The organism is Salinisphaera shabanensis E1L3A (genome assembly GCF_000215955.2).
Taxonomy (GTDB): Bacteria; Pseudomonadota; Gammaproteobacteria; order Nevskiales; family Salinisphaeraceae; genus Salinisphaera; species Salinisphaera shabanensis.
Window position 1 is genome coordinate 1 of sequence record NZ_AFNV02000007.1, and the last position, 23,523, is coordinate 23,523.

Sequence of the window (23,523 nt, forward strand, 5' to 3'; positions counted from 1 at the left end):
ACCTGGTGGGTTTACACAACTAGGCCGCGGTAACCATCGCACCGCGCAGTTTCTTGATCGCGGCTACTTCCAGCTGGCGAATACGTTCGGCCGACACCTTGTACTTGTCGCCAAGCTCCTGCAGGCCGATCTTGCCATCTTCTCGTAGCCAGCGGCTTTCGAGAATATCGCGGCTGCGATCGTCCAATTCGGTCATTGCCCGCGACAGATTGGCGTGCTGGTAGGTCTCCCAGTCGCCATTTTCCACATCCGAGGCCGGATCATAGCCGTCGTCGGCGGAAAGATAGTCCTCGGGTGCGTAGCTGTCTTCATCGTTCGCCGACGGCAGGGCGTTGTACGACGTATCACCGCCCGACAGGCGACGCTCCATCTGCAGCACCGTTTCCGGCTTGACGCCCAGATCACCCGCCACGGCGTTGACTTCCTTGTCGTTCATCCAGCCCAGGCGCTTCTTGGAACTGCGCAGGTTGAAGAACAACTTGCGCTGAGCCTTGGTTGTCGCGACCTTGACGATGCGCCAGTTACGCAGGATGAATTCGTGAATTTCAGCACGAATCCAGTGCACTGCGAACGAGATAAGACGTACGCCGACATCGGGATCGAAGCGTTTGACCGCTTTCATCAGTCCGATGTTGCCTTCCTGTACGAGATCGGCCAAGGGCAGACCGTAGCCCGAGTAACCACGGGCGACGTGTACGACGAAACGCAGGTTGGACAGGATCAGCTTTTGCGCTGCCTGGATATCACCGTCGTCACGCAGCTTGCGTGCGAGCTGCTGCTCGTCGTCGACTTCCAGGACAGGAATGCTCGACACCGCCTGCAGATAGGAATCGATGCTGCCGGACGCAAGCGTCGGCAGGTTCATTTTAGCGGGAGAAAGAGAGATATCGTTAGCCATGTGCAAAGCCTCCTTGGGACTTCTGCCTATTGCAGCCAGTCTACCAAAAATTAGCGCCTGTTGATGCAGTAATGATAGTAATGACGTTAAGACATTCGCCGAAACGTTAGGTTCCTTCTATCGCTAATTCAGTCGGATTATCGCGGCTCGATTGCAGCCAGGCGGCGATTCACTGTGAGCACACAGCCCAACCAGCCCAACGCCACACCGATACCGAGCAGCATTAAAACGCCTTGGAACCCGAGCCCGTGCATGGCCAGCGCGCCGTTGTAGGAGCGCGTGAGTGCACCCAAAGGCTCGGCCAGCGCGATAAAACACAAGCCCAGCAACACAAGTGCAAGCACGGCACCGATCAGTCCGTACCAGAAGCCGCTATACAGGAACGGGCGGCGGATAAACGCATCGGATGCGCCCAGCAGCTTCATTACCTCGATTTCTTCGCGTCGGTTTTCGATGTCCAGCCGAATCGTGTTGCCGACGATGAAGAGCACCGCGGCCGACAGCAGCAAACCGATCACCCATGCCGAGCGCTCGATCACGGAAAGAATCGCGTACAGACGTTCGAGCCACGCCTGATCGAGCTCGGCGCGAGCGACACCGGGTTCGTCCTCGAGCGATACGAGCAGGGCGCCGATTTCCGCGCGCGACATATCCGAGTGTGGAGCGATTGTGATCACGGCCGGTAGCGGATTGTCTTCGAGCGCGTCCAGCGCGGCGCCAAACCCGGACGATTGGCGAAATTGTTCCAGCCCGGCCTGAGCGGAAATATACGTACTGCTATCGACCTCGTCGCGCTCGCCGAGCCGTTCAGCCAATGCCTGGCCTTGGTTTACCGAGAGGTCATCCTGCAGATACAGCGATGCCTGTACGGCTCGATGCCAGCTTTGCGATAGCGTGTCGAGATTGCTCATCAGGACATACAGCCCGGCCGGCAGTGCCAGTGCAATGCCGATGACCGTAGCGGTCAGCAGGCTGGCCAGCCAACGCCGATGTAACCGGCCCAGGCTTTCGATCAAACAGCGCGCATGTGAACTGAGCCAGCCCTGCGCTGGCGCGGCGAGCGTGCTCGGCAGGGTGCGCCGACGGTTGTTCTGGGCCGCGCTGCGTGTCGGTTTGTCGCTGCTGCGTGCCATATCTCAGCCGTTCTCCAGATGACCGTGATCCAGACGAATCCGGCGATGGCCCATGCGTTCGACCAGATCGATAGCATGAGTGGCGATCATGATGCTCGTGCCCGCTTCGTTAAGCCGCATGAAAAGCCGCATGATATCGGCCGACAAGGCCGGATCGAGATTGCCCGTCGGCTCGTCGGCCAGTAGCAGATACGGGCGGTCGACGACAGCACGCGCGATCCCCACCCGCTGTTGCTCGCCGCCCGACAGCGTAATCGGGAATTTGCGCTCGAGCGAGAGCAGGCCGACCGTATCGAGTGCGGCGCGTACGCGGCGGGCGATATCCGCATGCCCCAGGCCACGAATCACCAGCGGCAGGGCGACATTGTCGAACACGGTACGGTCGAACAGCAGGTTGTAGTTCTGGAAGATCAGACCCAAGCGTTGACGGTAGCGTGGAATCTGGCGTCGCTTCACCGCGGCGAGATTGGTGCCGTTGATCACGACCTGCCCGCGCGTGGGTCGCTCGATCAGGCCGATGAGCTTCATCAGCGTCGATTTGCCTGCGCCGGAATGGCCGGTCAGAAACGCCATCTCGCCGCGCTCGAGATGCAGCGACACGCCGTCGAGCGCGATCTTGCCGCCCGGATAGCGCTTGATCACATTCTTGAAGGCGACGATATCGGTCATGGGCAAAAACGGGCCGCGTTACTTGCTGCGATCGAACAGCGCGTCCATGAAATGCTCGGATTCGAACACGCCCAGATCCTCGACTTTCTCGCCGATGCCGATAAAACGCAACGGCAGGCCGAGACGCTTGGCGATGGCGAACACGATACCCCCGGAGGCGGTGCCGTCGAGCTTGGTGATGGTGATACCGGTCAGGCCCACGGCTTCGTTAAACGCCACCGCCTGCTGAAGCGCGTTACCGCCGGTGGTCGCGTCCACCACGAGCATGACCTCATGCGGCGCATATTCGTCCTGCTTGCCGAGCACGCGCTTGATTTTCTTGAGCTCATCCATGAGATGGCCCTGGGTATGCAGGCGCCCGGCCGTGTCGGCAATCAGAACATCGATACCGCGCGCCTTGGCGCGCGAGTACGCGTCGAATACCACCGAAGCCGAATCGGCGCCGCTGCCCTGGGCGACCACCGGTACGTGATTGCGTTCGCCCCAGCCCTGAAGCTGTTCGACCGCGGCCGCACGAAAGGTATCGCCGGCAGCAAGCATGACCGATTGACCGGCGTCCTGAAATTTCTTGGCCAGTTTGCCGATGGTGGTGGTCTTGCCGACGCCGTTCACGCCCACCATGAGGATCACGAACGGGCGCGTGTGCTCGGGAATGGTCAACGGTTCCTCACACGGCGTAAGAATCGCGCCGAGGTGTTCGCGTAGCGCCTTGCCCAGGTCCTTGCCCGTACGCAGGCGGCCGCCATCAAACATCACCTGGAGTCGATTCATGACCTGGCCGGTGGCTTCAACGCCGACGTCGGCAAGCAGTAGCTGGGTTTCGAGTTCGTCGAGCGCATCCTGATCGACGGTTTCGCCCGGCAACAGATTGCGCAGGTCGTAGGTCAGCCACGAGTCGCCCTTGTTGAGGCTGGCTCGCATACGGGTGAAAAACCCGGGTTGCTTGAGCTTGGACGACTTGCGCGCCTTGGGATCGACGTTGGCCATGGAGAATGCGCTGCTTGCGATATTGAACGTGGACGAAAGCGCGCCGCGCGGCGCCGGCTCAGCGCCGGTGCCCGCGTCGCGGATCGGGCGCTACTTTAGCATCGCCCGTGGCCTGGGGCGCGTTGATCAGTACGATCGAGCCGCGATCGTTTTCGACCAGACGTAAATCCACGCCCGCGGCCTTGAGATCCGCGACGAGCGCGGCCTGCGCCGCCGGGTATTGGCGTTGATCCGCCGCTGTCGCCAATAAATGAAAACGATGCGCGATCTTCTGGACATCGGTCATGCCGACCCAGAGCGGACTGCGATCGGACGCGCGCACCTGCCCAGTGGGCCATAGTCGCAGCACCCGGCGCATATGCTCGGCCTCGGGGGGCGCGACAGCATGCACCAGAGTCAACGTCGGCTGGCGACCATCGTGAATACGCGGCAGCACGGCGAGCTGGCGGATATCGCTGTCACTTACCAGCCAGTGCAACGGCTGACTGACGCCCAGCGCAGGTGCGGGATGCCAGCCTGCTTCGGCAAGCATCTGTTTCAGCTGGGGCGCGTGGGCGGCGGCCTGGACATTCAACGGCGCGCTGGCGCGCCCGGCGATATCCTTGATGCGCGTGTCGAGCTCACGGTAGCCATGGTCCGCCCAATGATCGATAATGCTCGGCGTGCGCTTTGCTTCGGCCTGTGCCCAGGCCCGATACGTGGTATCCGGCAGAATGCCGGCCACCACTGCGACCATTGCAAAGCCGGCCAGCACCGCCAGCACCGGCGCACCGTGTACGCGCGCCGGACGCTGGCGGCGATAGCTGAGCACGAGCATGTTGAGCCAGACGAAAGCGATCGCCAGGCCGATGAGCAGATCGCTGGCCCAGTCCAGACCCAGATAAAGTCGTGCGAGCGCGATAAGCACGACGCCGGCGACGGTGATCGAATGGTAGTAGGGCCGCGCCGTAAGCGGCTGGCCGGCGGCGATCATCAGGCCCGCCATGCCATAAACCGTGGCACAGAGAATGAGATCCTGGCCGCCGCCGGCGAGAAACAGCGGGTCGGTGGCATCGCCGTGGAAGTAACCGCTGGGCGCAGGGATGGCCAGCCACCAGCGCAGGCCCAGCGCAACCAGGGCAGAAAAACCCAGCGCTACCATCCAGTGCGTCGCGGCGCGCCAGTTGCCCATCACCGCAAGTACGGCAGCGAGAACCACGGCAAAGGGCAGGTAGATCAGCGGCGAACCCATCTGCGCGATGGCGAACGCGATCTGATCCGATATCGGTGTTTGCAGGCTCTGGACGATATAGAACGCCAGCGCATCGAAATGACCGGGATAGACCGGGCGCTGCCAGCCCCACATCACCAGATAAGCCAGGGCCGTGGCCAGCATCAGCAGCCCTGCACCGACTGCCAGTGCCGGGATTTCGGGTTGGCGCGGATCGGCCAGGGCCGGGCCAAGCAGGCCCAGTCGGCGATGGCGCCGGCTCCAGGCAAGCAGGCGTCCTGCATAGCGATGCAGTGCGACCCGCCCGGCCACGAGCACGAAACGCACACTCACGGTCGTGATCCAGACGATCGCGACCACCGCGACCAGCAGAATGGCGAGCCGGGTCGCCACTTGGGCGGCAAGATCCAGCGATGCGCCAAACACCACGCCCGGCAGGATATAGCAGGGCGCCCAGATCGCGGTCGCGATCAGGTCCATGATCACGAAGCGCGTGGTCGATAGTCCGGCGGCGCCGGCCACCGTCGGCATGATCGGGCGCAGTGCGCCGATCAGCCGGCCCATGATGATGGCCTTGCCGCCGTGATCGGCCAGGAACCGCTCACCGCGGGCGACCAGCACAGGCGCGCGCGCGAAGCCGGGCAGCGACGACACGTGGCCGCGATAGCGCCGACCCAGCACGAAGCTGGCGCCATCGCCGATCAGGGTTCCGATAATCGCTGCCACGAAGGTCGCGCCGATTGGCAGCAGGTTGGCGCCGATCAGTGCGCCGAAGGCGAACATGAACAGCGCGCCCGGCACCAGCAGGCCGAATAGAAAGAGCGATTCGCCCAGGGCGATCGCAAATACCAGTGCAAGTGCGGCCAGCGGATGGGCGTCGACCCAGGCCAGGAGGGCCGCGAACAGGTCGTGCCCCATGCGTCAGGGCCTGTCGGTGTGGCGTGCGAGGCTGGGCCAAGGTGCGTTTAGCGGCAGGGCGTGGCACAGCGAGCGCCACGTAGCCGTTCTACGTACGCCGCCTGTGCCCCGTAAGTGCAGCAAAACCGCCCTTGTCCCTTGAGGCCGAGCCATCGACCTCGCGATCCGAAATCGCGCGGTGCCATCGTGCGCCACGCCGACACGTCGTCTCGCGCCGTGTCCGGCGCGATTGATGGGCGCGACCGCGGCGCTGGTACGCAACATCAACGCCCTGTCGCCCTAGTCGCGTGAGAGCGCTGCGAATGCCGCGTCGGCAGCATCCAGCGTACGTGCGATCGCCACGTCGTCGTGCGCCTGCGAGATGAACGCCGCCTCGAATGCCGAGGGCGCAAGGTAGACGCCGTGATCGAGCATTTCGTGAAAGAAGCGGGAGAACGCCTCGGTATCGCAGGCAGCAACATCGTCGAAACGGCTGACCTGCTTGGCATCAGTAAAGAACATGCCGAACATCGCGCCCACACGCTGGGTCATGAACGGCACGCCGTGTTTGGCCGCGCGCTCGTCGAGCCCGGCGAGCAGCTTGTCGAGTTGCGGGGCGATCGCATCGTGTACGGCGCCGCCCTTGACGCGCGAAAGCGTGGCGATACCGGCTGCCATGCCCAACGGGTGCCCGCTCAACGTACCGGCCTGATACACCGGGCCGGTCGGGGCGAGCGTCTCCATGATCTCGGCAGAGCCGCCGACTGCACCCACGGGCATGCCGCCGCCCACGATCTTGCCGAGCGCGGTCACATCCGGTTTGACGCCGTAATACGCCTGGGCACAGCCCGGGTGGACGCGAAAGCCCGTCATCACCTCGTCGAAGATCAATAGCGCGCCGTGCTGATCGCACAGCTCCCGCAGGCCGTCGAGAAACCCTTCGGTCGGCGGCACGCAGTTCATATTCCCGGCCACCGGCTCGACCATCACACAGGCGATATCGTCGCCGTGCGTATCGAACGCCTGCACGACCGAGTCCAGGTCGTTATAGGTTGCCGAGAGGGTGTCTTCGACCACGGCCTGGGGTACGCCGGGCGAGCCAGGAATACCCAGCGTGAGTGCGCCCGAGCCCGCGTCGACGAGCAGGGCATCGACATGGCCGTGATAGTTGCCCTTGAACTTGAGAATCTTCTTGCGGCCGGTATAGCCACGCGCGAGCCGCAGGGCGGTCATCGACGCTTCGGTACCGGAGTTGACCATGCGTACGGATTCGATCGAGTCGACCATCGAGCAGACCAGTTCGGCCAGCTCGGTCTCGAGCCCGGTCGGAGCGCCGAAGGACAGACCCTTCGCGGCCTGTTTCTGCACCGCGTCGATCACGTCGGGATGGGCATGGCCCAGAATCATGGGCCCGAACGAGCCGACATAGTCGACATATTCGTTGCCGTCGACATCGTAGATATAAGCGCCTTTGGCGCGTTCGATGAAAGCGGGCGTGCCACCCACACCGGCAAAGGCCCGTACCGGCGAATTGACGCCGCCGGGTGTCACCCGTGAGGCGCGTTCGAACAGTTCAGCCGAACGCGGACCCGGGCGTTGCCACTGTGAGGTCTCGGATGCGTTCATCGAAATACTCCTGCGAAAAGTCGAATAAGATTCTAGGCGCCGGCATGCGAGCCGGTATCCTCGAACAGCGCGCACAGAGCGCGCGCGGCAGCGCCGCTGTCCGGGGCATGAAAGAGCGCGCCGGAGACCGCGATCAGATCGGCGCCGGCAGTGATGATATCGCCTGCGTTGTCTATGTCGATGCCACCGATGGCCACCACCGGCACGCCCAGGGCGCGCGCCTGCGCCAACACGCTCGGATCGGCGCCCGGCGCATCGGGTTTCGTGTGCGAGTCGAAAAATCGCCCAAAGCTGACATAGCTTGCGCCTTGCTCGATGCCCCGGCGCGCCAGCTCGATTTCGCCGGAACAACTCACGCCGATGATGGCACCCGTGCCCAACGCAGCACGCGCGGTGGCGACGCTGCCGTCGCTCTGGCCCATATGTACGCCATCAGCGGCGACTGCCTGGGCGAGCTGCCAATCGTCGTTCACGATCAGCTGGGCGCCATAGGTGCGCGTGAGCGCGCGCAGTTCGCCGAGCAGCCCGGCATCGATACCGGTATCCCGCTTATCTCGATACTGCAGCCAGCAGGCGCCGCCGGCGAGGACGGCTTCTACCCGATCGAGGGCGTCGGTGGCCAGTGTAGTGCGATCATAGATCGCGTATAGACCGCGCGCAGTCACGACGCGGGCGCAATAATTCGTGACGGAATGCGCTGGCCGCGGCCGGCCGCAAAGGCGCGATCGAGTGTTTCCCAAGTGTATTGCTGACCCCGGCGCAATGCCTCGCCGGTTTCATGACCGAGGGCGAGCTGGGCCGCGATCGCGCTCGCCAGCGTGCAGCCCGAGCCGTGGAATACGCCGTCCAGACGCGGCCATTCGTAGTGTTCGACCGATTCGCCGGCGGTGTACCGACGATTGACGACCTGGGCACTGGCTTCGTCGCCGCCGGTGATCAGTACGCTTGCAGCATGGGTGCTCAACGCCTTGCCGCAGCGATCCAGATCGGTTTCGCCATGGCACAGAGCGCGTGCTTCGCGAGCGTTGGGTGTAATCACCTGAGCACGATCGAAGAGCTGGTCGTGCAATGCTTTGCCGACACTATCGTCGGCTAGCGTGCCACCCCCGGCTGCAACGAGTACCGGGTCGATAACCAGCGGCGTGCCCGGTAACCGATCGAGCAGGGCGGCGATGCATGTTACCTGTTCGACGTTGGCGATCACCCCGAGCTTGATGGCATCGAAATGCATGTCGGCGACGGCGGTGTCCAGGCAGCGCGCAAAGAACTCGGTCGTTACGGCTTCCACGCCATGAACGTTGGTGGTGTCCTGGCAGGTCAGCAGCGTGATGACCGTTGCCGCGTGCACGCCTTGGGCGGCAGCGGACTCGATATCGGCCTGGATCCCGGCGCCACCACTCGGATCGTGCCCGGCAATCACCAGAATATTGGGTCGTTTCATGGCGCGAAGTCTAACACTTGCGCGGTTCGCCGTTGTCTTATGCACAACGGAAAAAAACGCGGCGGGGCGACTTGCGAAATTTTTTTAGTCGGTAGATTTACGCAATGGCGGTATTAGGTTAAGTGTATGATTTCACAGTATTGTTTCCGTATGGTTACAAAATCGCCGGTTTGGGGAAAGCGCTGAAAACACGCCGCTTAAGACGGTTCGGCATCATGGTTTCCACAGGCTTATCCACAAGTCCTGTGTATTTCTAAGCTTTCGTGTTTAAGCTCAAGCGTTTAGCGAAAACAGCTCAGGGATTGTCTGCTCTACGGTAGGGGTTATGCACAGTGTCAACCCGCTTGTGGTTCACGCATCGGTTTGTTATGACGCATTACGTCACTTTTGGTTGATCTGTAACATTATGATTATATTGGTTAAATCAAGTATTTCCTCGCGATTTCTCGGGTTCCGGGCTGAGGTTTGACCGATAGCGCCGCGCGTCCCCATTTCATCCCCAGATTTATCCACAAGCGGCGGTCGCGGATCGGACACGTTTGACCGTGGTTTCAAATGATTGATCCGCTGCGATTTCGATCAGGCGATACCCCGGTGCCCGCGCCGGGTCGTCAGTAAACGAGTGCGCGCCAGGTGCGAATTGGCGCATCGTGCTCGGCGTGACAAGACAGGGGCGGTCGGCGAAATCGAGTTCCGCGGCCTGATGTGCGTGTCCGCAAAGCACTGCCTTTACATGCGCGCGGCCGGCGACGACCCGTTCGAGCGCGTCGCGATCATGCAGGCCGATCGCATCGATCCAGGCGGCGCCTACGTCGATCGGCGGGTGGTGCACGAATATCAACGTCGGTGCTGTGTTCTCGGCGAGCCAGCCGTCCAGGCGTTCGAGTTGCTGGCCGCCGAGTTCTCCCGCTTCGCTACCATTGATATGGCTATCCAGCGCCATCAGCTGCCATTCACCGACGCGCAGACGCTCGTGCACAACCGCATGTTCGAGTGTCTGGGCCATGCGCAGCGGATCGTCGTGATTGCCGGCCATGGCTAACACCGGGCAGGGCAGGCGGGCGAGGGTGCTATCAAGTCGTTTGTAACCGCGTACGCTTTCGTCGTCGACTAAATCTCCGCCGAGTACGATCGCGTCGGGGCGTGGCAACGCTTCGAGCGCCGCGGCGAGTACGCGCTGAAATGCGTCTTCCACGAGCCAGCCGTGAAGCCGGGCATCGGCGTCGGCACGCAGGTGTAGATCGGTGAGGTGGATGATTTGAAGTGTGATACGCATTCGCCATTCCTCTCGGAGTCGGCGTTATCCTGCCGGCATGGCTCGCAATAACAAGAGCCGTCATTGTGAACACATACAGGTATGAGGCGATGATCGACAAGGAACTGCTTGCTTATCTGCGCCATGTCAGTCTGCGTGAGACGGAGATTATGGTCGCCAACCGGCGGACCACGGCGGCCGAGGCCAACGCCGATCTGCAGGTCGACCCGGAGCAAGGGCAATTCATGGCTTTGCTGCTAAAGCTCGCCGGCGCGCGTCGCGGAATCGAAATTGGCGTCTATGCCGGCTATTCCAGTCTCTGGGTTGCTCAAAGCCTGCCGACCGAGGGGCGGCTGCTGGCCTGCGACAACGACCCCGAAATCACCGAGCGGGCGCGTCGCGACTGGGCGGCGGCCGGGCTGGCCGATCGCATCGAACTCAAGCTGGGCGACGCGCTGGCGACACTGGACGCTGAGGTTGCGGCGGGTATGGCGGGTGCCTACGACTTCGTGTTTATCGATGCCGACAAGGCAGGCTATATCGACTATTACGAGCGTGCCCTGGCGTTGGTGCATGCCGGCGGGTTGATCATGGCCGATAACAGTCTCTGGCACGGTCGTGTTATCGACCCCGATGACGAAAGCACTGATACCCAGGCGATACGTGCATTCAATCGGCACGTACACGCGGATGATCGGGTGGATATGAGCCTGATACCGATCGGTGATGGTCTGACCCTGGCGTATAAACGATGAGTGCGCGTATCGGCGACAACAGCGCCGCACAGCGTAATAAAGAGCCGATTTTCGATGCGCTGGTCGAGCACCTCGCGCATGCGCGCGATGTGCTCGAGGTCGGGGCGGGCGATGCAACGCACGCGCGATACGCCGTCGAACGTCTCCCGCATTGCGTCTGGCAGAGCAGCGAAGCGCCCGGGCATTACCGGCGGCTGGTGGCGGCACTGGCCGACAGGTCCGAACAGAATCTGCCCCGGCCGTTGGCGCTGGATGTGCGGGCTGCATGGCCAGCGGGTCCGTACGACGCGGTGTTCGGCGCCAATGTCGCCCACATCATGGATTGGACAGCGGTCGAAGCGCTTTTCAGCGGTGCGGCGCGCGTACTGCGCCCGGCCGGCCGTCTCTGTCTTTATGGTCCGTTCCTGCGGCGCGGCAAACCGCCGGAAACCGGTAACGCGGCGTTCGACGCTGCACTGCGCGATCGCGATCCCGCGATGGGGCTGCGTGAAATCGAAGCGTTGGATGCGCTGGGCGAGCCGCTGTGCTTGTCACGCGTAGCCGATATCGCCATGCCGAGCGACAACCGCCTGCTTATCTGGCAGAAAGCGGCCGATCGCTAGCAGCAATCGGCCGCATTTCGGAATGTCCTAGTTCACCTGGTTGCGGATTCCGCCATCGATAAATGCGTGGATATTGGCGGCCACGCCTTCAAGCATGCGCTGGCGCGCACCACGGCTGCCCCAGGCGCTATGCGGCGTCACGATCAGGTTCGGTATCGCCGGATCGAGCAACGGATGATCGGCTGGCGGCGGCTCCTGGTCGAGCACGTCCAACGCGGCGCCGCCGATCTCGCCGGCTTCGAGCGCCGCGATCAGGGCCTGTGTGTCGACGATCGCGCCGCGCGCGGTATTGATCAGAAATGCGCTGTTTTTCATCCGCGCCAGGGCGTCGGCATCGATAAGGTGCCGGGTATCGTCGGTGAGCGGGCAGTGCAGACTGATCATGTCCGAGCGTTCGAGCAGCTCGTCGATCGCTACGCGGCCCTCACGTATTTCACGGGCGCCGGGGCGCTCGCCAACCAGAACCGTCATGCCGAAGGCCTCGGCCAGTCGCGCGACGGCCTGCCCGAGTTCGCCGTGCCCGATCAGGCCGAGCGTCTGGCCCGCGAGCTCTTCGATCGGGTAATCGAGCAGGCAAAAGAATTCACTGGCAGCCCAGTCGCCGCGCTTGACCGCGGTATCGTAGCTGGCCCAGCGCGTGGCGTGCGCCAGCATGAGCGCCAGCACGTGCTGGGAGACGGCCGGCGTGGCATAGCCGGTCACGTTGACGACCGGTATATCGCAGTGCGCCGCGGCTTGCGTATCCACGTTGTTGAAGCCGGTTGCGGCCACGCAGATAAGCTTGAGGTTATCCGCGGCCTCGAGTACGGCCGCGTCGAGTACGACCTTGTTGGTGATGACGATATCCATGCCGGCGATACGGTCACCGACTTGTTCGCGTGTGGTGTTGTGATACCACTGCCAGTCGTTGATCGCCCCGTTCAGCTCATCCCAGTTGAGGGCGTCGCCCATCGATCCCGCGTCCAGAAAACAGCCGCGCATCGCAACTCCTTTTCCGATATACAATGCGAAAGAGTAACCGACGTGCGATGTACGCGTGTGTCGCAGCCGAATTTTTCTCGGACAGCAGGGAATCGATGTGAGTAAAATGCGGTTTTATACCTATCGTGTAAGATGCATGTGTTCGTGCTCGTAATCACGACTGATCTCAATCGGGTTCTCAACCAAGGCTGAAGAGTCACCATGATCCGCAGGACAGAACAGCAAGACGAATCGTTGGGTAATCACCTGCCTATGACCTGCCCCTCCGTGGAAGCGCTGGAATATGAACTCGCCTTTCTGGTGCGTCGCCTCGAAGCCGCCCGGCGGCGGTTCAATTTCGGCCTGGAGCGTGCGCATTATCTGTTGCTGATCCTGCTGGAACGCAAGGACCGGCAATCGGTTGGCGCGTTGGCCGAGCAGGTCAATCTCGACGCGTCGACGGTGACGCGCCAGGTTGCAGCGATGAAGCAGGCCGGTCTGGTCGACAAGCTCGATAATCCGGACGATCGCCGCGGCGGCTTCGTGACCATTACCGAAGCGGGCCGGGATGCGGCAGCACGTGTGCGTGACCGTCGGCTCGAGCGGGTGGAGAAAGGCTTCCTGGACTGGACCGAGGCCGAGCGCAAAGAGTTCGCGCGGCTGACCGCGCGTTTCAACGATGCCATGCGCGACGAGCTCAACGAAGCCTGAAGCGCAAAAACAGTTCGCTATAACGTGATATAGGCGGGCGTGTTCAGCCCGCCTCGGCAGTACGGCTACTCGGTGTCGGCAGGCCCAGGTCTTGCCACAAATCCATCGTCGGTTGTGCCTTGTTGAGACTGTAGAAATGCAGCCCTGGCGCGCCGCCGGCGAGCAGCTGTTCGCACATACGCGCTACGACTTCGCGCCCGAATGCCTGTACCGAGGCCTTGTCGTCGCCGTAGCCTTCCATCTTCTGGCGTATCCAGCGCGGGATATCCGCCCCGCACATCGCTGAAAAACGCGATACCTGGCCGAAATCGACGATCGGCATGATACCGGGCACGATCGGGATATCGATGTTCTGAGCCGCGACTTCCTCGACGAAGTTGAAATACGCGTCGGCGTTATAGAAATATTGCGTCATCGCCGAATCCGCGCCGGCCTGAACCTTGCGCACGAAGTTGTCGATGTCGTCGGCCGGCGAGTTCGCCTGCGGGTGATATTCGGGGTAGCAGCCCACCTCGATATGGAAATCGTTGCCGTGGCGCTGCTTGATATGCGCGACGAGTTCGTTGGCATAGCTGAACACGCCGGGCTTTTCCATACCCTCGGGCATGTCGCCACGCAGGGCGACGATCCGTTCGACGCCGGCGGCCTTGTAGCTGTCCAGCAATTCGTTGATCGAATCGTGCGTGCCTTCGATACAGGACAAATGCGGCGCCGTGGGAATACCGGTGGTTTCCATCGTGCGATTGACGGTTTCCAGCGTGCCCGAGCGGGTGGTGCCCCCAGCGCCGAACGTGACCGAGAAAAAGTCCGGCCCCAGCGTGGCGAGACGCGTGCGCGCCTTGTCCAGACGGGCTGCGCCTTTCGGCCCCTTGGGCGGGAAGAATTCGATACTGAAAGAGTTTTGCGATACGTGCGTCATGCCCATACGTCCACTGTCGATGCTCGATCCGTCGGCCGTGGCCAGTCTGCCGTGACATGAAAAGACCCGACCCGCGTAATCGGCAGGCCGGGTCTGCTCTTGGCCCGGGTTGTCCGGTCGCTAGCGTTTAGTAGCGATAGTGATCCGGCTTGAACGGACCGTCGGCCGGCACACCGAGATAATCTGCCTGTTCCGGGGTGAGCTTGGTCAGCTTGGCGTTCACGCGTGCCAGATGCAGCGCCGCGACTTTTTCGTCGAGATGCTTGGGTAGCACATAGACCTTGTTCTCGTAGCGGTCGCGATGCTGCCAGAGCTCGATCTGGGCCAACACCTGGTTGGTGAACGAGTTCGACATCACATAGCTCGGGTGGCCGGTGGCACAGCCGAGATTCACCAGACGACCTTCAGCCAGCAGAATGATTTTCTTGCCGTCGGGGAAGGTGATGTGGTCGACCTGCGGCTTGATCTCTTCCCACTCGTACTGCTCGAGCGAGGCGACGTCGATCTCGTTGTCGAAGTGACCTATGTTGCACACGATCGCCTCGTTCTTCATGCGCTTGAGGTGATCGTGGTTGAGCACGTGATAGTTGCCGGTGGCGGTCACGAAGATGTCCGCCTGTTCGACCACGCCCGGGTCTTCCAGGTCCACAACGCGCAGGCCTTCCATGGCGGCCTGCAGGGCGTTGATCGGGTCGATTTCGGTTACGCAAACCGTCGCACCCAGGCCGCGCAGCGACTGCACCGAGCCCTTGCCGACGTCGCCATAGCCGCAGACGATGGCCACCTTGCCGGCGATCATGACGTCGGTGGCACGCTTGATACCGTCGACCAGCGACTCACGACAGCCATAAAGGTTGTCGAACTTGGATTTGGTGACCGAGTCGTTGACGTTGATCGCCGGGAAGGTCAGGCCGCCTTCCTTGGCCAGGTGATACAGACGATGTACGCCCGTGGTGGTTTCTTCAGAAACACCGGTGATCGCCTCGCCGAGCTTGGTATAGAAATCCGGCTGTTCGGCCAGACGCTTCTTCATCACCTTGAACAGCGCTTTTTCTTCGTTCGAGCTCGGGTTGTCGAGCAGCGACGGGTCCTGCGTGGCTTTTACGCCGAAGGTGGCCAGGGTGGTGGCATCGCCGCCGTCGTCGAGAATCAGATTGGGCAGGCCGCCGTCGTGCCAGTCCATGATGGCGTGGGCATATTCCCAGTATTCCTCGGCCGACTCGCCCTTGAAGGCATAGACCGGCACGCCGGCTTCGGCAATGGCTGCCGCGGCATGGTCCTGGGTCGAGAACACGTTACAGGAGGCCCAGCGTACTTCCGCGCCGAGGGCAACCAGGGTTTCGATCAAAACCGCGGTCTGAATGGTCATATGCAGGGAGCCCGCGATACGCGCGCCCTTGAGTGGCTGCGATTCGCCGAACTCTTCGCGCAGGGCGACCAGGCCCGGCATTTCGGTTTCGGCGATTTCGATTTCCCGCCGGCCCCAGGGGGCAAGCGAGATATCGGCGACGACATAATCCTGGTCGATCTTTTCTGCGGGGGTGCTCATGTTCGATTCCTATTAATTTCGTGAAGTTCGAGCCGGCGAGCTACAAAACGCCATGCACGGCTCGACAGTGGGGTGCGGGTTTTATGCAGCCTGCAGGCCGGCGTCCTTGGCCAGCGCTTCGGCCTTGTCCGTGCGCTCCCACGGCAGGTCGATGTCTTCGCGGCCGAAGTGCCCGTAGGCGGCGGTCGGCGCATAGATCGGGCGCTGAAGGTCGAGCATCGTGAGGATGCCGTAGGGGCGCAGGTCGAAATGCTCGCGAATCAGCTGGGTGAGACGTTCATCTTCGACCTTGCCGGTGCCGAAGGTCTCGACCCAGATCGAGGTCGGCTCGGCCACGCCGATGGCATACGACACTGCGACTTCGCATTTCGACGCCAGCCCGGCTTTGACCACGTTCTTGGCCACATAGCGCGCGGCATAGGCGGCACTGCGATCGACCTTGGACGGATCCTTGCCCGAGAATGCACCGCCACCGTGACGCGCCATACCGCCGTAGGTGTCGACGATAATCTTACGGCCGGTCAGGCCGGCATCGCCCAGCGGGCCACCCACTTCGAACTTGCCGGTCGGGTTGATATGGATGGTGGGATTGTCGGTGAGCCATCCGCCGATCACCGGCTTGATGATTTCTTCGTGCACGGCTTCCTTGAGGTCGGCCTGCGAGATGCTCGGATCGTGCTGGGTCGAGAGCACAACGGCGTTGATCGCGACCGGCTTGCCGTCTTCGTATTCGAAGGTGACCTGCGATTTCGCATCCGGGCGCAGCCAGTCGAGCTGGCCGGATTTCATCAGCTCGGATTGCCGGCGGGCCAGACGGTGTGCATAGGTAATCGGCGCCGGCATGAGCACGTCGGTTTCGTCGCAGGCATAGCCGAACATCAGGCCCTGATCGCCGGCACCCTGTTCTCGCGGATCGCCGCGATCCACGCCCTGATTGATATCGGCCGACTGTTCGCCAAGCACGTTCATCACGGCGCAGCTATCGGCATCGAAGCCCATTTCGGAGCTGGTGTAGCCGATGCTGCGCACGGTATCGCGCACGATCTTTTCGACCGGCACGTTCACGTTCTTCTTTTCGTCGGTCTTGATCTCGCCGAAGACCATCACGAGTCCGGTCTTGGTCGCGGTTTCGCAGGCCACACGAGCGCTTGGATCCTGAGCCAGGTAGGCATCGAGGATGGCGTCGGAGACCTGATCGGCCAGTTTGTCAGGATGGCCGCCTGTGACGGACTCGGAGGTGAACAGGTATCGGCTCATAAGACGTTATCTCTCTATCCGGATGAACGGATAAGAGTATACGCAAGCGAAATCACGGTTGCCATGACAAACCGCCAGGCGGGCGCTCTGCCGCGATCAGTTGCAGCTCGGCATCTGCCGTGGCTTGGCGCCATGTAGGGCATAGCGTCGGCGGACTATACAAATAACGCTGTTGTGACATCGGGTTGTCGGTGAGCTTTTCATATTGCGCATGCGGCTAAACGTCTTAATCGAACACGAGGGCGGCAAGCGCGCCTGCTCAGTTCCGATGGCACACGTTGGCAACGGTGGTGGGGCGCATCGATCTGCGCGATTGCGTTTGCCATCGGTGCTGGCTAATGTGACATCAAGCAATGGCACAGTAACAAAAGAAACAAATCAGCCGAGGTAGCCCATGTTCCGATCGAAGCGACTTTCCCACGGCGCACAGGCCGTGATTACGGGTGCAGGCAGCGGCATCGGCGAGGCTTTTGCCGTGGCTCTGGCGGCACGCGGCGGGGCCGTGGTGTGTTCCGATATCGACAAGGCCCTGGCCGAGGCGACCGCGGCACGTATCGAAGCAGCGGGTGGCCGCGCGCTGGCAACGGTCTGCGACGTGACCCGACTGGACGATGTCGCGCGGCTCGCCCAGACGGCCACCGAATGGTTCGGCGGGGCGCCCGATCTGGTCATCAACAATGCAGGCGTTGGCGCGGGCGGGCATGCCATCGGCGAGATGAGCATGGACGACTGGCGCTGGGTGCTCGATATCAATATGTGGGGCGTGATCCACGGCTGCCACGTATTCGCGCCCATGCTTCGCGAAGCCGGGCGGGGCGGCATCATCAACGTGGCGTCCACGGCCAGCTTTGCGGCCGCACCGCGTATGGGCGCCTACAACGCCAGCAAGGCCGCCGTGCTGGCGGTCACCGAGACCCTTGCCGCCGAACTGGCCGACACGCCAATTCGCGTGACCGCGCTGTGTCCGACCTTCGTGCAGACCAACATCATGAAAGCGGGGCGCATCAGCGCCTCGTCGTCGAAGATCGCCGACAACCTGATGCGCTGGGGCGGCGTGTCGGCCGAAAGCGTGGTCAAGAGCGCGCTCGCCGGGCTCGACCGCGGCCATCTCTATGTGTTGCCGCAGTTCGATGCGCGTGTGGTGTGGCGTCTCAAGCGCCTTCTACCCGCCGGCTACACGAAGGGCCTGGGTTTCATCAATCGTTTTGCCGCCAACGACGCATCGGGCAAGGCCCGCGCGTCCGCTTCCGAATAACCCGGGCTGAGAGGAGATTCTCATGGACATCGATCTGGAAAAAATGCTGGCCAAGGTCAAGGCCAGCCAGTGGGCGCTGGCCGACATCGACTGGGATGCCCCCGGCGCCGAACTGATCACCGACGAACAATGGCCCAAGCTCAAGGCCTTCATGTCCGATCTGATGTGGATCGAGCACGTGGGCGCGCGCGGCTTTGCCGCCATGGCGCGCAAGGCTGAAGACCCGATGCTGAAAGAAATGTATACCTACTTCCATGCCGAGGAGCAGCGCCACGCCAATGCCGAGATGGCGCTGATGCGTCGCTGGGGCATGCTCGAGGAAGACGAAATTCCGTTGCCGAATATCAATTTACGACTGGTGATCGACTGGCTGGATACGCAGTCGGACCGGATGCCGCTCGAGGTCCTCGGCTCGGTGATCCCCATGCTCGAGGTCGCGTTGGACGGCGCGCTCTGCACGTTCCTTCTGGAACAGGTCGACGACCCGGTTTGTCACGATGCTTTCAAACGCATCAACGACGACGAATCGCGCCATCTGGGCGTGGGTTTTCACGTGCTGGAGATGCAGGGCCACGGCAAGGCCTATCGGCTGGGTCTCAATTTCATGGGCACGGTGCTCAATCCCCGTCTGATCGTCGGTATTGCCACGTATCTACCGTTGTTGTCACGTATGCGCGACAACGTTGCTGCCATGGGCCTGCCGGAAGAAAAGCTCTACAAGGCCATGAACAAGTACGAGCGTATCGGCGGGCGCACGGCGGATGGGCGCCGCAATCCCTGGTTCCAGTTGATCAGCCGCCACGGCCGCCTCGTTGCCGACCGCGGCAACAAGCTCTATCACGTGCCGGTCGATGCCATGGTCAAGCTCACCGACTACTACCCGCGCGCGCTGCTGCGGCCGGTGCCGACCTGGGTGAAGGAACTCACCTACAAGACCGCGGCATGAGCGCGGTCAACGGTCATGCGGCGTCGAAACAGGCCGCATCAGCGTCTCGGCGCGCGCGCAAGACACCGGCAGCGCGCCAAGCGCCCGTGCTGGATGTCGCGATCATTGGCGCCGGTTTTTCCGGCCTCGGTACGGCGATCCGTCTTCGCGAGCAGGGCATTAGCGATATCGCCATCCTCGAACGCGGCGACGACGTCGGCGGCACCTGGCGGGACAACACCTATCCCGGCGCTGCCTGCGATATTCCCTCCAACCTGTATTCGTTCTCGTTCGCCCAGAACCCGAACTGGTCGCGCGGCTATTCCGGCAGCGCCGAGATACTCGACTATATCCACCACTTGGTCGACCGTTTCGAGCTGCGTGCCTTGATGCGTTTCCGGCACACCGTGACCGGCATGACGTTCGACGAGGCCCGCGGCGTCTGGACGATTCGCGTGGCCGGCAAGAAGAACGTCCATGCCCGTTGTGTGGTGTCGGCCCAGGGCCCGCTGGCCAATCCGGCGCTGCCCAATATCCCGGGCATCGACACCTTCGGCGGCAAGACGATCCACAGCGCGCGTTGGGAGCACAGCTACGATTTCGCCGGCAAGCGCGTTGCCGTAATCGGCACCGGCGCCAGCGCGATCCAGATCGTACCGGCACTGGCCGAGCGGGTGGATTTCCTAAAAGTCTTTCAGCGCACGCCGGCCTGGATTCTGCCCCGGCCGGGCTACGCCGCGCCCGACTGGAACAAAACACTCTTCGAAAAGCTGCCCGCCAGCCAGACCGCGTTTCGAAACGCCTTGTTCTATGCGCATGAGGCGATGGCCACGGGCGTGATATGGAACACGCCGGTCACACGCCTACTCGAAGGCGTGGCCAAGGCGTTTCTGCGTCATCAGGTGCCGGATGCCTGGGTGCGCCGCCAGCTCACGCCGCAATACCGTATCGGCTGCAAGCGTCTGCTCGTCTCCAACGACTATTACCCCGCGCTCATGCGCGACAACGTCAAGCTCTATACCTGGCCGATCGACAAGATTTGCGAAAAGGGGATCCGCAGCGTTGAAGGCATCGAGCATCAGGTGGACTGTATCGTCTTCGCCACCGGCTTCGCCGTGTCCAAGGCGGCCGCGCCGTTTCCGATTACCGGCGTGGACGGTCGCCGGCTCGACGACGAATGGTCGCGTGGCGCCATGGCCTATAAAAGCGTGAACGTTGCGGGCTACCCGAACCTGTTCATGGCGCTCGGCCCCAACTCCGGGCCCGGCCACAATTCTGCGCTCTCTTATATGGAGCCGCAGATCGACTACATCGTGCAGGGCATCCAGACGATCCTCGAATACGACCTGCGCGCGCTCGATGTAAGAGAAGACGCCCAGGCCAAACACAACGCCCAACTGCAGAAACGCCTGGCCAAAACCAACTGGAACTCGGGTTGCGCGAGCTGGTATCTCACCGAAGACGGCTTCAACGCCACCATGTATCCGGGCTTCGCCACGCAGTACAAGAAACAGATGGCCCGCTTCGTGAACGAGGATTATCGAGCAATTCGCTATGAGCCTGAATTTCACGAACGGTGGATGCGTAATGACTAAACGGTCGCGTTCTCGCGACTGATGCCGCGGCTGGGGCAGGTTGCTGCTTGCAACCTGGCTGTCAGCGATCAAAATGCCCATCGTCGGCAGTTGCAGCAGATGATCTGCCTTACAAAGGCGACACTGTCATCGGCAATGATGTCTGGCTCGGCTACGAATCGCTCATCATGCCCGGAGTAAAGATCGGCAATGGCGCTATCGTGTCCTCACGTGCTGTCGTGGTGTCTGATGTGCCGCCATACACCATGTTGGCGGTAATCCTGCAACGCCCGTCAAGCGGCGTTTCCCAGCAGAGACAGTCGACATCCTGAACGAAATCGCGTGGTGGGATTGGCCCGTCGAGAGGATCAGTGAGCATTTGGCGAAAATCGTGTCAGGCGATATTGAAGCCTTGCGGGCATGTGCAGCCAATACGTGATCGGGGCAACGTATACGGAATTCGTGATAAGGGCTAAGAAGCCTTTTGCCAATCGCTTTCTGGAGCCCTGAATTAAATACACCGTCGGATGCGCCGGGTGCGCGAACATTCTCGGTAATCGCCAATAAAGAAGCAGGTGTGGGTTATTGGGATGGCGAGTCTTGGTTTGTTGCCCATCCAAGCGCCGCAGTCCACCGCCGTTCTTACGCCGGCAACTGAGCGCAACCGCTAGCCGAACAGGCGTTATTCTCTCCAAAAGCCGCTCAGGGCTTCGCAATCGCCCGCCAGAGCATCTCAAACAGCACGTTGACTTGGGCGCTGAGCGGCGGTTCCTGTCGTCGCATGCTCTGCATCTGAATCAGGCGTGCCAATACGCCATAGAAGTAGTCGAGCAGGATCGCTTCGCTGACCTGATCGTTGAGAATGCCGCGTTCGCGCCCTTCGGCGAGCACTTCGAGAAACAGATTGGTCAGCCGTCGCTGCTGGTCGGTCACGTCATAGCGCATGGCACCCGGGTACACCGAGCCGAGAATCATGCGTGCGACCTTCTGATGCTGTTCGAAAAAGTCGAGTACCACCCAGAACACTTTGCGCAGCCGATCCTTGTACGTCTCTATGCCGGCAAGATGATCGGTCATGCGTGCGGCCAGTGCGTTCGCCCAATGAAGTACACAGGCATCGAGCAAGGCCTGCTTATCGCCGTAGTGGCGATAGATGGTCTGTAGCGAAGCACGTGCAGCCCGCGCGATCTCGTCAAGCCGCACCTCGTGAAATGGGCGTTCGGCAAACAGATCCAGCGCGGCATTCTCGATGCGTGCGCGGGCAGCCGCGCTGGGTTTTTGCCGCGAAGAGCCGGTCGGCAAAGGAGAAATGCTCATAAAAAGGCCGGTTTGAGAGTGAACATTAAATTACACATATAAATGTAATCGGCTATCGTGCCTCGGTTTAATTGACATCATTCAATGTAAGCGACTAAGAATAACGCTCGTAGCAGCAACGTATCCGTCACTCTTAGAGTGTAACCAAATTTACAGTTTCGCGTTATCGAGATGAATTCATGGCAGAACAAAACGGCGCGGTAGCCACCAAGGCGCGCAAGAAAACCTCTGTAGCGAGCAAGCGATCGGCGGGTCTGAACGGCCCGAACGGCCGCATTGCCGTCGTGGCGGGAGTGCGGACTCCGTTCACGCGTATCGCTACTGCGTTCCGCGATCAGGACGCAGTGGATCTAGGCGCGATGGCGGCGGCCGAAGTGTTGGCGCGTACCGGTCTGGCTGCCGGCGACATCGAGCAGGCCATCTTCGGTATGACCGTCATGAAGCCGGAGGCGCCGTTCATTGCCCGTGAAATCGTGCTCGCCTCGGGCATGGATGCGCGTACCGACGCCTATTCGATCACCCGAGCCTGTGCCACCAGCTTTCAGACCGCGGCCAGTGGCGCCGAGGCCATCGCGTTGGGTAACGCAAACGTGGTGATGACCGGCGGTACGGATTCGACGTCGGATATCTCCGTGCCGCTATCCAAGCGTCTGGCCGATGCCCTGCGCGACGCATCGCAGGCCAAGACCAACGGCGACCGCCTGAAGATACTCACACGGCTGCGTCCGAAAGACCTGATCCCGCGCAAGCCCTCGATTACCGAATATTCAACCGGCAAGACCATGGGCGAGTCGGCCGAGCAGATGGCCAAGACCTGGGGCGTCACCCGCGCCGAGCAGGATGACCTGGCGCATGCCTCGCATACCAACGCCGCCGCTGCGCTGGCCGACGGCCGACTGGACGCGCAACGTATGACTGCGTTCGTCGCCAACAACGGCAAAACCGTGCCGGTGAGCGACGACAACCTGGTACGAACGAATAGCGAACGCACCGGCTACGACCGGCTCAAGCCTATATTCGATCGCGCCAATGGCAGTGTGACCGCGGCTAACTCGAGCCCACTCACCGATGGCGCGGCCGCGATGATTCTGATGAGCGAAGAGCGTGCCAAGGCGCTCGGCTACGAGCCGCTGGCCTATATCCGCGGCTATGCCTTTGCCGCGAAAACGCCGGAGCGCGATCTGTTGATGGGGCCGGTTCTGGCGGCCCCGCTAGCGCTGGAGCGGGCCGGGCTGTCGTTATCCGATCTCACGTTGATCGATATGCACGAGGCGTTTGCGGCACAGGTCGAAGCCAATATTCGCGGCATGGAATCGAAGACCTATCTTCCGGACATGACCGGGCAGGCGCCGCTGGGCACGATCGATCGCGACATTCTTAATGTGAACGGCGGCTCGATCGCATTCGGCCACCCGTTTGGCGCGACCGGCGCACGCATCCTTATTCAGACCGCCCACGAGCTCAAACGCCGCGGCGGCGGTCTGGCGATGACCACCGCCTGCGCGGCCGGCGGCATTGGCGCGGCCATGATTCTGGAACGCGACTGAGCGCTACGGCCACCCCCGAACCGATCCGATTTCAAG

The 23,523-nt window shown here is 61.9% G+C and carries 21 protein-coding genes and 1 pseudogene; 8 read left to right on the top strand and 14 right to left on the bottom strand.

Translation table 11 applies throughout. From position 1 onward, the window contains the following. Nucleotides 1–19: 19 nt before the first annotated feature. The 9 genes from rpoH to SSPSH_RS05540 all read right to left on the bottom strand — a co-directional run bounded on the left by rpoH (nt 20) and on the right by SSPSH_RS05540 (nt 10,137). Nucleotides 20–898 (bottom strand): RNA polymerase sigma factor RpoH, encoded by an 879-nt coding sequence (gene rpoH, locus SSPSH_RS05500; protein ID WP_021031466.1) that lies wholly within the window; start codon nt 896–898, stop codon nt 20–22. Nucleotides 899–1,035: 137 nt separating this feature from the next. After that, complete coding sequence (gene ftsX, locus SSPSH_RS05505) at nt 1,036–2,031, bottom strand: permease-like cell division protein FtsX (protein ID WP_006914966.1); 996 nt, start codon at nt 2,029–2,031, stop codon at nt 1,036–1,038. 3 nt (nt 2,032–2,034) lie between these two features. Next, complete coding sequence (ftsE, locus tag SSPSH_RS05510) at nt 2,035–2,700, bottom strand: cell division ATP-binding protein FtsE (protein WP_006914967.1); 666 nt, start codon at nt 2,698–2,700, stop codon at nt 2,035–2,037. 18 nt (nt 2,701–2,718) lie between these two features. Continuing rightward, on the bottom strand, nt 2,719–3,687 hold the full coding sequence (gene ftsY, locus SSPSH_RS05515) for a signal recognition particle-docking protein FtsY (RefSeq protein ID WP_006914968.1): 969 nt from the start codon (nt 3,685–3,687) through the stop codon (nt 2,719–2,721). A gap of 58 nt (nt 3,688–3,745) precedes the next feature. Then, nucleotides 3,746–5,815 carry a VTT domain-containing protein gene (locus tag SSPSH_RS05520; protein WP_006914969.1) on the bottom strand — a complete coding sequence of 690 codons (2,070 nt, stop codon included), beginning with the start codon at nt 5,813–5,815 and terminating at the stop codon, nt 3,746–3,748. A 279-nt stretch (nt 5,816–6,094) separates the two neighbouring features. Next, nucleotides 6,095–7,420, bottom strand: a complete 1,326-nt coding sequence (gene hemL, locus SSPSH_RS05525; protein ID WP_006914970.1) for a glutamate-1-semialdehyde 2,1-aminomutase — start codon at nt 7,418–7,420, stop codon at nt 6,095–6,097. Nucleotides 7,421–7,452: 32 nt separating this feature from the next. Then, nucleotides 7,453–8,085, bottom strand: a complete 633-nt coding sequence (thiE, locus tag SSPSH_RS05530) for a thiamine phosphate synthase (protein WP_006914971.1) — start codon at nt 8,083–8,085, stop codon at nt 7,453–7,455. Beyond that, nucleotides 8,082–8,861: a bifunctional hydroxymethylpyrimidine kinase/phosphomethylpyrimidine kinase gene (gene thiD / locus SSPSH_RS05535; RefSeq protein ID WP_006914972.1), complete on the bottom strand. Its 780-nt coding sequence runs from the start codon at nt 8,859–8,861 to the stop codon at nt 8,082–8,084. Before thiD ends, thiE begins: the two co-directional genes overlap by 4 nt. A gap of 505 nt (nt 8,862–9,366) precedes the next feature. Further along, on the bottom strand, nt 9,367–10,137 hold the full coding sequence (locus SSPSH_RS05540; protein ID WP_006914973.1) for a metallophosphoesterase: 771 nt from the start codon (nt 10,135–10,137) through the stop codon (nt 9,367–9,369). 89 nt (nt 10,138–10,226) lie between these two features. On the opposite strand from SSPSH_RS05540, the gene SSPSH_RS05545 reads away from it, so the two are divergent. Together SSPSH_RS05545 and SSPSH_RS05550 are read left to right on the top strand one after the other, a co-directional pair. Continuing rightward, nucleotides 10,227–10,871, top strand: coding sequence for an O-methyltransferase (locus SSPSH_RS05545; protein ID WP_006914974.1), 645 nt, complete (start codon nt 10,227–10,229; stop codon nt 10,869–10,871). Then, nucleotides 10,868–11,473, top strand: a complete 606-nt coding sequence (locus tag SSPSH_RS05550) for a DUF938 domain-containing protein (protein ID WP_006914975.1) — start codon at nt 10,868–10,870, stop codon at nt 11,471–11,473. The genes SSPSH_RS05545 and SSPSH_RS05550 overlap by 4 nt, the downstream gene beginning before the upstream one ends. Nucleotides 11,474–11,500: 27 nt before the next feature. Here SSPSH_RS05550 and SSPSH_RS05555 read toward each other — a convergent pair whose 3' ends face one another. Next, nucleotides 11,501–12,454 (bottom strand): 2-hydroxyacid dehydrogenase, encoded by a 954-nt coding sequence (locus SSPSH_RS05555; protein WP_006914976.1) that lies wholly within the window; start codon nt 12,452–12,454, stop codon nt 11,501–11,503. A 201-nt stretch (nt 12,455–12,655) separates the two neighbouring features. On the opposite strand from SSPSH_RS05555, the gene SSPSH_RS05560 reads away from it, so the two are divergent. Next, a complete protein-coding gene (locus SSPSH_RS05560) occupies nt 12,656–13,144 on the top strand; it encodes a MarR family winged helix-turn-helix transcriptional regulator (RefSeq protein ID WP_021031467.1) in 489 nt (162 codons plus the stop codon). Nucleotides 13,145–13,187: 43 nt separating this feature from the next. Here SSPSH_RS05560 and metF read toward each other — a convergent pair whose 3' ends face one another. The 3 genes from metF to metK form a co-directional block, all read right to left on the bottom strand. Beyond that, complete coding sequence (metF, locus tag SSPSH_RS05565) at nt 13,188–14,069, bottom strand: methylenetetrahydrofolate reductase [NAD(P)H] (protein WP_006914978.1); 882 nt, start codon at nt 14,067–14,069, stop codon at nt 13,188–13,190. 121 nt (nt 14,070–14,190) lie between these two features. After that, a complete protein-coding gene (gene ahcY / locus SSPSH_RS05570; RefSeq protein WP_006914979.1) occupies nt 14,191–15,612 on the bottom strand; it encodes an adenosylhomocysteinase in 1,422 nt (473 codons plus the stop codon). Between the two features lie 81 nt (nt 15,613–15,693). Further along, nucleotides 15,694–16,869: a methionine adenosyltransferase gene (metK, locus tag SSPSH_RS05575; RefSeq protein ID WP_006914980.1), complete on the bottom strand. Its 1,176-nt coding sequence runs from the start codon at nt 16,867–16,869 to the stop codon at nt 15,694–15,696. A 394-nt stretch (nt 16,870–17,263) separates the two neighbouring features. Between metK and SSPSH_RS05580 the strand changes: the two genes are divergently transcribed. The 4 genes and pseudogenes from SSPSH_RS05580 to SSPSH_RS19835 all read left to right on the top strand — a co-directional run. Continuing rightward, nucleotides 17,264–18,124, top strand: a complete 861-nt coding sequence (locus SSPSH_RS05580; RefSeq protein ID WP_006914981.1) for an SDR family NAD(P)-dependent oxidoreductase — start codon at nt 17,264–17,266, stop codon at nt 18,122–18,124. A 22-nt stretch (nt 18,125–18,146) separates the two neighbouring features. After that, nucleotides 18,147–19,070: a ferritin family protein gene (locus SSPSH_RS05585; protein ID WP_006914982.1), complete on the top strand. Its 924-nt coding sequence runs from the start codon at nt 18,147–18,149 to the stop codon at nt 19,068–19,070. Then, a complete protein-coding gene (locus SSPSH_RS05590; RefSeq protein WP_006914983.1) occupies nt 19,067–20,644 on the top strand; it encodes a flavin-containing monooxygenase in 1,578 nt (525 codons plus the stop codon). The genes SSPSH_RS05585 and SSPSH_RS05590 overlap by 4 nt, the downstream gene beginning before the upstream one ends. 86 nt (nt 20,645–20,730) lie before the next feature. Next, nucleotides 20,731–21,062 (top strand): annotated as a pseudogene (locus SSPSH_RS19835) (CatB-related O-acetyltransferase); the annotation flags it as partial. 263 nt (nt 21,063–21,325) lie between these two features. Here the strand turns inward: SSPSH_RS19835 and SSPSH_RS05600 are convergent. After that, a complete protein-coding gene (locus tag SSPSH_RS05600) occupies nt 21,326–21,940 on the bottom strand; it encodes a TetR/AcrR family transcriptional regulator (protein ID WP_021031469.1) in 615 nt (204 codons plus the stop codon). Nucleotides 21,941–22,119: 179 nt separating this feature from the next. Between SSPSH_RS05600 and fadI the strand changes: the two genes are divergently transcribed. Further along, entirely contained in the window at nt 22,120–23,487 is a 1,368-nt protein-coding gene (fadI, locus tag SSPSH_RS05605) for an acetyl-CoA C-acyltransferase FadI (protein ID WP_006914986.1), read from the top strand. Nucleotides 23,488–23,523: the final 36 nt, after the last annotated feature.